Genomic DNA, 11,188 nt, shown 5'->3' on the forward strand with positions numbered 1-11,188 from the left:
GTCTCGTTGTCGTTGTAGATTGTCCGGCCGTTTAACCCAGACCACCGGTATTCGCCGTTGGGCCAACGCGAAATACGGATACGGCGTCCATCATCGATTGCGCCTGATGCTCGAGCGCGCTTGCCGCCGCGGCTGCCTGTTCCACCAGCGCAGCGTTTTGCTGCGTGACCTCGTCCATCTGGCCGACGGCAATACCGACCTGCTCGATCCCGGTGCTTTGTTCGACGGTGGCGGTGGTGATCTCAGCCATGATCGCGGCGACGTTGCGTACCGCATCGACGATTTCGCCCATCGCCTCGCCCGCTTGGGCGACGAACGCATTGCCATTGAGCACGTCGTCGATCGAGCTTCCAATCAACGCTTTGATTTCGCGCGCGGCGTTCGCGCTGCGCTGGGCTAGCGTGCGAACCTCCCCGGCGACCACGGCGAAGCCACGGCCTTGCTCGCCGGCCCGCGCCGATTCCACCGCCGCATTGAGCGCGAGAATGTTGGTCTGAAACGCGATGCTGTCGATCATGCCCGTGATATCCGCAATCTTGCGAGAGCTCACGGTGATCTCTTTCATCGTCTGCACCGCGCGCTCCACGACCTCGCCGCCGAGCCGGGCGCGTTCGGCCGCATCCGCTACGAGCGCACCCGCTTGCGAGGCGTTCTCGGCGTTTTTCTTCACCGTCGAAGTCAGTTGCTCCATGCTGGCGGCCGTTTCTTCGAGCGAGGCCGATTGCTCTTCCGTGCGGCTCGAGAGATCGAGATTGCCCGCCGCGATCTCGCGTGCCGCTACATGGATGGCATCGCAGCTGTCGCGTACACCGGCTACCGTCCGCGAGAGGCCCGCCTGCATGCGGCGCATCGCGCCAAACAGCAGCCCAATTTCGTTTCGCCCCGCCTGCGGGACCTCCACCGTGAGATCGTTCGCCGCGATCCGATCGAGCACGGCGCAAGCGTCGGCTAGCGGCCGAGACACGATGCGTCGCAAGGCGAAATGCGTACCGACGATCAGGCAGAGGGCCAGCGCGACCCCAAGGCCCACCAGGCTAGCCACCCACCGATATCGCACGTTGCCCTGCGCAAGCGTGGCTTCGGAAAGCTGATTCGCGAGTTGCTGAAACCTCTCAACGTTGGCCGAGTAGCCGATACCCGCGGCGGTGATGTCCCGGTCGTTGATCGAAACGTACGCGCTCACGTCGCCACTACGCAACGCATCGGTCGCGCGTGCAAGCGCGGTAGCAAGATTCGTCGATGATTCGATGAGCTGACGTTTTAGATCTTCGTCCATGCCTTCGAAGCCCGGCATGTTCCGCATCGCCTCGGTGTCGCGCGCGGCGAGGTCGAACGTCTTGGCAGCGCTTCGCAACGCCGAATCACGCGTAGCCGTATCGTTGCGCTCCTTCAGCGCACTGTAGGCGCGCACGAGCGCCGACCGCGTGCGCGTGGTCTCCTTGTAGCCATCGTTGACGAGAATGGTTTCGCGCGCGATTTCATGCAGACGCTGGCCGTTGGCATTGGCTTTCGCCAGCGAGATTACGCCCGTCACCCCGCCGATCACGATCATCCCGCCAAAAAGGACCAGTACCGCTAGCAGGCTGGCCCGCACCGTCATGTTGCGCATCGCTTTCGATCCCGAGTCTCTTATTGACGTATGAGGTTTTGCGTCATGTTGTCTAACAATGCAGCGCTATCGTCTGTCGATCGACTCAGTCGAGAAATCCACGTTTACCCTTTAATCAGGCTATAAACCGTCGATTCCCGTTGCCTCCGCTCCGACCCGCAGCTAGGATCGCATCTTACAAGTAATACACATGTCATACAACATTAGGCGTCGTGATATCGACGTTCGCACAAGCAAGGTCCGTCAACATGTCTTTGAGTCGCACAGCCGCCCCAGCCGAAGTCGCACGACGCAGCAAGGTGCGTTACCTGATCCTCGCCTTGATCTTCGCGATCACCACGCTCAATTACGCGGATCGCGCGACGCTCTCCGTTACGGGTTCCGCGATACGCGCGCAGTTCGGGTTGGACGCCATCCACATGGGCTATATCTTTTCGGCGTTCAGTTGGGCTTATGTCCTCTCGCAGGTACCGGCCGGCTGGATACTCGATCGCTTCGGCGCGCGCCGCGTCTATGCGGCCAGCATCGTCCTATGGTCCGGCTTCACGTTGCTGCAAAGCTCGATCGGCGCGCTAGGGAGCGCCGGTGCAGCCATCGCGGCGCTCTTCGCGTTGCGCTTCTTGATGGGCGCGGCCGAAGCCCCCGCCTTTCCGGCCAACGCGAAGGTGGTGGCCATGTGGTTTCCGGCCCGTGAACGCGGCACGGCGTCGGCCCTATTCAATTCGGCACAGTACTTCGCGGCTGTCATCTTCACGCCGCTGATGGCGTGGTTCACGCATGCCTATGGATGGCATGAGGTGTATGTCGTGATGGGTGCGCTCGGCCTTGTGCTTGCGTGCGTTTGGCTGAAAACGATGAAGACGCCGGCCGATCATCCGCGCGTGAATCGCGAAGAGCTAGCGCACATCGTGGAAGGTGGTGGGCTCGCGAACGGCCATCGACGGGGGACACCGGCCGAGCGCAAAGGCGCGAGTTGGAGCATCGTGCGTCAGTTGCTTCGTAACCGGATGCTGCTCGGCGTTTATCTCGCGCAGTACTGCATCAATGTGCTCACCTATTTCTTCCTCACTTGGTTTCCGATCTACCTCGTGCAAGCTCGGCATATGACCATCCTGAAGGCCGGCCTCGTCGCATCGCTCCCGGCGATCTGCGGCTTTCTCGGCGGCGTACTGGGCGGCGTGGCATCGGATGGGCTGATACGTGCCGGCCGTTCGTTGACGGTCGCGCGCAAGGTACCGATCGTCGGCGGCATGGTGCTCTCGTCATGCATCATCGGCTGCAATTACGTGACCAGCGATTGGATCGTGGTCGCGCTCATGTCGCTGGCGTTTTTTGGCAAGGGATTGGGCGCGCTCGGCTGGGCTGTCATCGCCGATACCGCACCGAAGGAAGCGATCGGTCTATCGGGATCGATCTTCAATATGTTCGGAAACGTCGCGGGCATCGTCACCCCGATCGTGATTGGCTATCTCGTCGCGACACAGCATTCCTTCAACGGTGCCCTCGCCTTCGTGGGTATCAACGCGATCGTCACTGTCTTCAGCTATCTCGTCATCGTGAAGGACATCAAGCGCGTGGAGCTGGCGCCGGTGTAGGCGGTTCGGTGGCCATGCGGCGGCCCGTTGGCGGGCCCCCGGAGGTGGCTTACGCCATCGTCTTCGCCTTTTCATCATCATTGATCCGTTTGGCGATATCCAAGTGCCGTTGAGTGCTTCGCCTGGCCGCACTGACCTTCGCATTGTCGACCAACACGGCAACTGTTAAGCGCAAGATCTTCGAACGTTTAACTATCCTTATTATTGAGGCTGCCCATGTTTAAGCTTCAACGACCAAGTTCTCCTCATGCGTCGCCTATGGAAAACACAGCGTCGGCAAGCGAACCAGCGCCCAATAGATCGCCTTCCATCGCTACCTCCCCTAAAGGCCGCAACCCGGCATTCCAGGATCTGACGGCACGCCGACCTCCTCCGCTCGAGCCCAGCGTGACAAACGTTAATGCACAACGGGAAGACAACGTGAGCGCGGGAAAGCAATCGGCAAAAGCGAGGCTCGCCAAGATTCCACTGCCCGTGGCCCGCAAAACGCCGACCGCTACTGCCGAAGATGCCGGCCCGGTAAGACGGCCCACGCTCGACGATTTACCGACCGAGTTGATACAAGCAATGAATCTTGACCCGCATCAAATGCAGTTCGTGAGCCGCCGGTACGCAAGGGTCTTTCATGGCGAGGCAGCGGCCTTGTCGCTGACCAGTCATCCTCCACACGTACACAGCCTAGATGCGGTAGGCGACGCCGTGAATCAACTGGAACGTGTCGTTCCCGAGCATTTGCGCCACGATCCACTTGCCGTTCTTTGCACCCAGCTCGACGCAGTTCCTCAACACGAACGTATGCAGAGCTTCGATCTTTTAGTCGCAGCGACCCGGAAATGTGCCTTTAAGTTCGAACCTCTTACAGAACTGTTCAGGCAAACCAACGACTGGAATTCGCCACTTCGCGAGGTTTGCCAAGCTCACCTGGCAGACGTTGAGGGTGCCGACGAAGCACGGGTTGCGGCAACCGCAAACGACGTGTTTGGCCATGCCCAGATCCCGCAGTTTCTTGAACGCATGGATGGCTTCACGGACACTCAGAAATCGGCTGCGCTCGGTGCTTTGGCGAAACAGTTGTTCAGTCTTCACTTTCTCGGAGCGCATGATTTTGCGAGGATCTGCGAGAGCTTCCATCAGCAGCCATGGCCGCCGGCCGCTGCCTCGGGCTTGCTACGCCGGATAGGTTGGATATCCGACCCCGCGCGGGAAAGCCTTACAGCACGACAATCAACGCGCCCTTGAGTCGGCGGTGGTGTAGGCGGGGCTGTGGCTTATTGGCGGGCCGTCGAACGGTGTTTATGGCAACGCCTTCGCTTTCAACGTCGTCATGATGATCCGTTTCGCGATACAGGCTTCGGGGAAGAAGGCACCGATCGTGAGGGCGATCGCAAACACGCCCATGCCTACCGGAACAGCCGCGGGACCAGTCCACGCGAATTCATTCGAAGCAATGAGTTTTTCTATAAAAACGCCGATGAGGGCGAACCATACAAGCAGGAATACTGCAACGAACGGGTGAAGGGACATGGTCACCTTGACCCGGGTTTCGGCTACATCGTCTACAACCACGCCATGTATCGTGGGAAGGAACGAGTTGCGATACGTTATGTTCCGGCGCAGCTTGAACGAACGATCTCCGACCGCGCCAAAGAACGTCGCCGGAGAATCGTTTCTCGGCGGCCACCACGATGGTTCAATGCTGGTGATGACAGCGAGTCGACCCGCTACTTGCTCGGCAGATAACGACGTGTTGAACGCAAAGCGCATGAAGGGCATAGGCAACCCACGGCACATTCGAAGCGAAAATTGTACGCCTTGGCGATGACGCTGGCGGTGCGGCGCGAAGGCTTGCGACTATCATGTGATGTTCTTACGAGACTTGAGGACTGGCTGCGGATTGAGTCAAGATTTCAGCGTCGGCGAATCGCAACCATAGCAGCGGCCCCTGCTTTCGCCACCTGAGGGTGAGGATGAGCGCAGCACTGCTCGGCAATGTGCAGCAAGTCCGGCCTCGGCCGCTTCCTGATCTCGATCGCTACCGCCTCTGCCAAGAAAAAGTTCTCTGCCACGGCCAAGCGCCCCAGCAACTCAGTGTCGTAGAGATCAAGACTCGGGATCAATTGAACCGCAACGTCCTCGCCTTCGTCATCTTCGCAAAGTGTCTCGATGAAGTTGACCAAACCAGGCTGATCTTGGCACCACGGCGAGAGAACTGGGTGCTGATCACTCAGAAAGCCCCCTTCCTGCAACGCTCGTTCTACCGCATCGACGAACCCCACGAGGGACTCGAACACGATTCGCGTGTCGCCGTCGTGGCTGAGGTAGACTACCTGCCCAGCGATCGGCGATTTCGTCGCGAAGACATGGTAATCACTGGTCTCAGGATCGTCCAAAACGAAGCCACCGAGCGCTTCAATCGTTGGATGTCCGTTGAGTTGGTCGGTAATTTTCTGGGCCTCGCTCCTAGTGAGCAGGTTCACCTCATTGCGATAGCGGCCGGAATATTGACCACCCCCCACCCTTTCAAAGTACGCATCCAGTTCTGCGGTCCGATCCATCAATAGCGCCCCGTGACGATTGGCCAATTTTGGCATATCTGAAAGCAGACGATTGTGGGGTCTCAGCCTCCTCACCCTTTTGCGCTGACAGTTGAGGTCGGCGTGCAAGACTTAAGATTGGAAATTACCGGCGAGGAGTCGCTTCTGGAGATTCTCGAGAAGCCAGCTTCCGCCCCGGCCAAGCGGCTGGTCGCGGCTGTGCGCGGCATAAACCGGTAGCGTTCCGCTTGGAGCAATGCTTTCGTCCGAGATGTCCAGTTTCACCAGTCGGCCGTCTTTCAAATAGGGCTCCACGACAAAGGGTGGCATCTTGCACCAGCCGAAGCCTGCGAGCAGGAAATCGAGCCTCCGTCCAAGATCGACGAAGCGCCAGCTTCGAGTGCCGATTACCCCATAGCTCTGACCATCCGTGCCAAGCGCGTCCGATAACACCAATTGCACGTGGGTTTCAAGATCGGCCCGTTCCAGCTTTCGGTCGATGCGCGCGAGAGGATGGTCCGAGGCGGCGACTGGAAGCAGGCGCAAATCCATCAAAGGGTAAGCAATCAAATCTTCAGGCACAGACGGCAGCAAAAGACAAAATGCCAGCGAAGCGGAATGGGCGCGGAGGCGCCGCTCGGCGCCTCCGACTCCCTCCGTCGAAAAGGAAACCGGCAAATCCGGAAAGGTCTCCGAGAGCGCCCTCAAACTATCAATAAGAGGCGCCGTTGGAACCAGCGGATCGATGGCCAAAACCAGCGAAGGCTCCAGTCCGATTCGTGTTCCAGCGGTGATGGCGCGAAAACGATCTGCCCCAGCCAGGATCACCTTGGCCTGATCGACCAGTACGCGCCCGACGGGTGTCAATGTCGGACGTTGCCGAGTTCGATCGAACAATTCGACGCCTTGAGTTTCTTCAAGTGTTGCGATGGACTGGCTGATAGCGGACTGAACCCGCCCAAGCGATCGCCCGGCGGCCGAGAAGCTCCCCATATCGTGAATGCTCACCAGAATCCGCAGCTGGTCCAACGTCAGGTTACCTATCATGGTCATCACCTAAAGTGATCGAAACCATCGGAATTTAATCACTTCCGCAGAGAGATGTCGCCTTTTATATTTCGCCCATGCAACCCACATTTTTCATCAATCACGGCGGCGGGCCATGTTTTTTCCTGGCTCCGGGACCCATGCGAGATGCGTGGCAGCCCCTTGAGGGTTATCTCCGTGACTTTGCCGCTGCCCTACGAGAGCGGCCGCTCGCGCTAGTTGTCGTCTCCGGACATTGGGCGGAGCGCGTGCCGACGGTGAACGCCTCGACGGCTCCGACCTTGTTATTCGATTACCACGGATTTCCCGACTACACCTATCGTCTGGAGTGGCCAGCGCCTGGATCGCCGGACATAGCGGGGCGCATGCGCGCATTGCTTAACGAAGCTGGACTTTCGAGCGGCGAAAACGACCGCCGTGGTTTCGACCATGGTGTGTTCGTGCCGCTGAAAGTCGCGTTCCCCGACGCAGAAATACCCGTCATCCAGCTTTCACTGCAGCAGGGCCTCGATCCTGCAACCCACCTCGCAATCGGCCGTGCTTTGAAGCCATTGAGAGAGCACGGCGTGTTGATCATCGGCAGCGGCCAGACTTATCACAACATGCGCGGCTTCGGCGGAACGGGTCCCGACTTGAAGGCTGAGGCTTTCGACGCGTGGCTACGGCAAGTCGTCATCACGCCTGACACGCGCGATCAATCGTTGATCGATTGGGAGCATGCTCCCGGTGCCCGGGATGCCCAACCGCACGAGGATCACTTGCTGCCGTTGATGGTCGTTGCAGGTGCTGCCAGTGGCGAGAAAGCCACCGTCGATTTCCACGGTCACGTACTTGGCAAGCCAATTTCCGGCTTCCGCTTCGGTTAAGCCGCCCCAAATCTTTGCAATCCGTCCGATAGCCGGCATTTTCTCCGGCGCGGCCACCACTTCCACTTAGGAGCACCTTGATGCCGACACTGCTCGTTATTGAATCCAGCCCCCGCGGCGAACAATCCATGTCACGGGGACTCGCCAAGCTATTCATCGACGAATGGCTGAAGACTCATCCAGACGGCCGGGTCGTCGAGCGCGACCTCATGAAAAGCAATCTGTCGTTTGTGACCATGCCTTGGCTCGCCGCATACTTCACGCCGCCCGAGAGGCAAACCCCCGACATGAAAGCGGCTCTTAGCGTTTCCGACGAGCTCGTGGAAGAGCTTCTGGCGGCCGACCACATCGCCATTGGCACGCCTGTCTATAACTATAACGTGCCCGCCGTCCTGAAGGCGTATATCGACAATATCGTGCGCAAGGGCATCACGTTGGGCTTCTCCGGAGAAGGACTTGTTCGCGGCAAGGCATGCACCATCCTGATGGCATCGGGAGGCGTCTATACCGAAGGCTCTCCGATCCAGGATCGCGATATCGCGGCAAGCTACTTGCGGCTCATCCTCAAGGTGGTCGGCATCGAGGACATAGAGGTCGTTGCGGGCGGCAACGCGAAGGCCGTCGACATGGGACAGATCCCACGCGACACATTCATCCAGTCGTTCGCTGCTGAAATCGCAAGGACGGCGGGTCGGCGCTGATGTCTGCCAGTCCGCTGGCCGCCTCCGGGACGGCAACCGCCTCTTGAATGTCCAATCCGGGTTGTCGGCGAATGCCCGATCATGGCCGATTTCGGAAATCGGAGCCCGCGGACCATCGCGTGTCGCCGAGATGGCCCGAATTTCCGGGGCCGGCCCCGAGCGGCCGGTCGCCCTGGTGGAAGCCAGATGTCCGCTTCCAAAGGTGGACCGTCGTACGAAGGTTCGCCTGTCGGTCTCGGAGGACGACGTGTCGTCGCCGATTTGCGCCGAAATGATCCCCGTTGAATCGTTACAATTACCCCGTTGAGTTCCTCCTTCGGAAGTACCGAGTGCGAGACATTCTGACGTCCTGGTTTTGGAGCGGCGATGCCATCCGCAGTCGACGCGTGAGCGACATCGTTTTATCAGGCACGGTCGACGTGCCTGTGCCGTCTGCACGCGTACTTGCGGATTGGGATAGGGAGACGTCGTCGCGGCTCGTCCTGGAACCCGGGGACGTCGAGGTGATGCCTTTGGCACGAACGCAAGCGCGCTGGCCCGACTACAAGCGCTGCGTGCAGGCAATGTCCGACTGGACGGGCGCGCTTGGACTGTCCAACGTACTTGCCTCCAGTGACGTGGCCCTGATGGCCTGTCGCGGCGCGAGGTACCACCATGACGGCGCCCAATATGGCGGTGCGGCCTTTTGCAATCTCTTCCTGAGCGAGGACAAGGGGCTGGACTTGCATTTTCCCTCTACAGGCCTTCACATTCCGCTGACTCGGGGAACCGCCGTGATATTCGATACTGGCCACCCTCATGGCGTCATTCAACGACGAAGCAGCGGTTTTAGTATGGCCGACTTCGGGCCAGACCAGGATTGCATCCAGATATTCCTGACGTGGGAGCTTCCGATTGAAGACGCCCATGTCGCGCGCGCGCTCGAGGTGGCATTCGATATCGACACTTCGGCCTCGCTGCAACGGGATGAAGAGCAGGTCTTGTTGAACCGCGCACCGGCTGCTGTGTGCCCGGAATCTGGTCGCTGGTACCGGGTTGACTGATCGCCCGCGTCACCGATCGGCGACGCACGACCCACACGGGACATTCGACACGATCCAAAGCGGTCGCTCCTCCTCGTGATAGCCTATCTATTTTTCGCCCGTCCCTCATGAAAGCTACTATTGCGCCTATAGTCGTTCTGTTGCTCTCTCTTCGCGTCGGCACCGCTTTATGCGGGCGAGCTTACATGCATCTATAGCGGACCAGAAAAGTATTTGATCAACAAAATCACGATTGATACCAGCACTGGAGTTGCGGAGATAAATACCGGTCCCTATCAATCAAAGATAGAAACGGTTCAAGCTCGTCTGGCCTATGCGGATAAATCGCAGCTCAACGGCTATCCTGCTCTGGCGTTCGACGCACCGGCAGGGGCATCAGACCAGCGAAACGTTTTTAAGCTCTTTCGCGTCATGAATCACTGGCGTCTTATCGACGCAGGCATCAAGTACGTGAATGGCGCACCAACCTTGTTGGCCTTGGGCAAAAGTGTGCCATTCGACTGCGAAGGGAACTGGCCGTAATGGCATCGCCGCCGCTGACCAGCGATTGTTGACGATGTACTCGCTGCGGTCGGCCGGCCGAAGTTGGCCGAACCCGGAAGCACGAGGTCGGCGGGGCGAGTCGCTGCACCCGCCCGGCGCCGAACTTCTCTAGGCGACCGGAAGCGGATCCAGGAGAGTCTTGACAGAGGACAATCGCTGAGTTGCGGCTACAGCGGGTCACCACTCGCCATTTACCGGTTTCTCCAGCTTCGTTTGGAGAAACTCAAAATATTTAGGATCTTCGCGGTCAAATATTTTCCTGCCAGCTCCCATATAAGCTCGCGCGAGCTCATCTGCCGCATGCATCTCATTGCCTAATTCAAGCTGGCATTGCCCCAACCTAAGGTGCAGGAACGGACTTGTAATACCGCCGACACAATGCATGGCGTCCGACAAGACCTCTCGCCCTTGTGCGAAGCTCTTGGCATGAAAATAGACATCCGCTAGGCCAGCCAATATGCTCACGGTCACCTCGTAATATGCTTTTGGCTCTGGAACCAAAGCAAATGCTTCTGAGAAGTTGTTAAACGCGTCTTGCAGTTCACCCATCTTGATCAAGACGTCGCCCTCATCACACATTTCCTTGATCTTTATAGCCAAGTCATTTGGAACATCCATTACGTCCCCGCCTGTCCTGATTTTATAGATGGCCGCTAGCCTAACACCTACTAAGCGCTCCCACCGAATGGCAGCTTGTGGCCGTTCAGCACCCGACGACCAAACGCGATGATCATCTCAGGCGTCGCAGCAATGCAAATGGCATGAGACGACCGAGGCTGTGTGAAAACGCAGTCGTCGCCTAAACTGAATCAACGCATCGCCCCCCGGGTGACTCATGAAGCGATTCGTTGAAGGCGATGACCGCAAGCAGGTTTCACTTCTGCCCGAATGCCTCGATGACTATGTCGGGCAGGACAATCCGGTCAGACTCATAGATGTCTTCGTCGACGAGTTAGGGCTTGAGGATCTCGGTTTCGAGGGGGCCATCGCGGCGCTCACGGGGCGCCCGTCTTATCACCCAGGGGTGATGCTCAAGATTTATATCTACGAGTACCTGAACCGTGTTCCGTCCAGCCGGCGCCTTGAGCGTGAATGCCAGCGCAATGTCGAGCTGATGTGGCTGACGGGACGTCTCGCGCCGGACTTCAAGACGATCGCCGACTTTCGCCGCGACAACGGCGCAGCCATTCGCAACGTATGCCGGCGTTTCGTCGAACTGTGTCGCGGACTGAAACTATTATCCAGCGACA

General features: G+C 58.8%; 12 protein-coding genes. 7 read left to right on the forward strand and 5 right to left on the reverse strand.

Annotated elements, in window-relative coordinates:
- Positions 1-31: 31 nt before the first annotated feature.
- Complete coding sequence (locus C0Z18_RS22450; protein WP_102647641.1) at positions 32-1,609, reverse strand: methyl-accepting chemotaxis protein; 1,578 nt, start codon at positions 1,607-1,609, stop codon at positions 32-34.
- A 248-nt stretch (positions 1,610-1,857) separates the two neighbouring features.
- Between C0Z18_RS22450 and C0Z18_RS22455 the strand changes: the two genes are divergently transcribed.
- A complete protein-coding gene (locus C0Z18_RS22455) occupies positions 1,858-3,204 on the forward strand; it encodes an MFS transporter (RefSeq protein WP_102647642.1) in 1,347 nt (448 codons plus the stop codon).
- 387 nt (positions 3,205-3,591) lie between these two features.
- Positions 3,592-4,443, forward strand: a complete 852-nt coding sequence (locus C0Z18_RS32765; protein WP_146014070.1) for a hypothetical protein — start codon at positions 3,592-3,594, stop codon at positions 4,441-4,443.
- A gap of 54 nt (positions 4,444-4,497) precedes the next feature.
- Here the strand turns inward: C0Z18_RS32765 and C0Z18_RS22465 are convergent, their stop codons facing one another.
- The 3 genes from C0Z18_RS22465 to C0Z18_RS22475 form a co-directional block, all read right to left on the reverse strand.
- Complete coding sequence (locus C0Z18_RS22465; RefSeq protein WP_102647644.1) at positions 4,498-4,977, reverse strand: hypothetical protein; 480 nt, start codon at positions 4,975-4,977, stop codon at positions 4,498-4,500.
- 134 nt (positions 4,978-5,111) lie between these two features.
- Positions 5,112-5,759 carry a hypothetical protein gene (locus C0Z18_RS22470; RefSeq protein ID WP_102647645.1) on the reverse strand — a complete coding sequence of 216 codons (648 nt, stop codon included), beginning with the start codon at positions 5,757-5,759 and terminating at the stop codon, positions 5,112-5,114.
- A gap of 111 nt (positions 5,760-5,870) precedes the next feature.
- Complete coding sequence (locus C0Z18_RS22475) at positions 5,871-6,785, reverse strand: LysR family transcriptional regulator (RefSeq protein ID WP_102647665.1); 915 nt, start codon at positions 6,783-6,785, stop codon at positions 5,871-5,873.
- Between the two features lie 77 nt (positions 6,786-6,862).
- Here C0Z18_RS22475 and C0Z18_RS22480 point away from each other — a divergent pair, with 77 nt between their 5' ends.
- The 4 genes from C0Z18_RS22480 (at position 6,863) to C0Z18_RS32770 (ending at position 9,917) form a co-directional block, all read left to right on the forward strand.
- On the forward strand, positions 6,863-7,651 hold the full coding sequence (locus tag C0Z18_RS22480; protein WP_102647646.1) for a DODA-type extradiol aromatic ring-opening family dioxygenase: 789 nt from the start codon (positions 6,863-6,865) through the stop codon (positions 7,649-7,651).
- 80 nt (positions 7,652-7,731) lie between these two features.
- The gene (locus C0Z18_RS22485) at positions 7,732-8,352 is read left to right on the forward strand and encodes an FMN-dependent NADH-azoreductase (protein ID WP_102647647.1); all 621 of its coding nucleotides are present in this window, start codon (positions 7,732-7,734) and stop codon (positions 8,350-8,352) included.
- Positions 8,353-8,690: 338 nt separating this feature from the next.
- Complete coding sequence (locus C0Z18_RS22490; RefSeq protein WP_102647666.1) at positions 8,691-9,395, forward strand: hypothetical protein; 705 nt, start codon at positions 8,691-8,693, stop codon at positions 9,393-9,395.
- A gap of 213 nt (positions 9,396-9,608) precedes the next feature.
- A complete protein-coding gene (locus tag C0Z18_RS32770) occupies positions 9,609-9,917 on the forward strand; it encodes a hypothetical protein (protein WP_146014071.1) in 309 nt (102 codons plus the stop codon).
- A 198-nt stretch (positions 9,918-10,115) separates the two neighbouring features.
- Here C0Z18_RS32770 and C0Z18_RS22495 read toward each other — a convergent pair whose 3' ends face one another.
- Positions 10,116-10,556 (reverse strand): tetratricopeptide repeat protein, encoded by a 441-nt coding sequence (locus tag C0Z18_RS22495; RefSeq protein ID WP_102647648.1) that lies wholly within the window; start codon positions 10,554-10,556, stop codon positions 10,116-10,118.
- A 217-nt stretch (positions 10,557-10,773) separates the two neighbouring features.
- On the opposite strand from C0Z18_RS22495, the gene C0Z18_RS22500 reads away from it, so the two are divergent.
- Positions 10,774-11,188: transposase (locus tag C0Z18_RS22500; protein ID WP_146014072.1), on the forward strand; the 415-nt coding region annotated here is incomplete at its 3' end.

The sequence above is a fragment of the Trinickia dabaoshanensis genome, from assembly GCF_002879885.1.
GTDB lineage: Bacteria > Pseudomonadota > Gammaproteobacteria > Burkholderiales > Burkholderiaceae > Trinickia > Trinickia dabaoshanensis.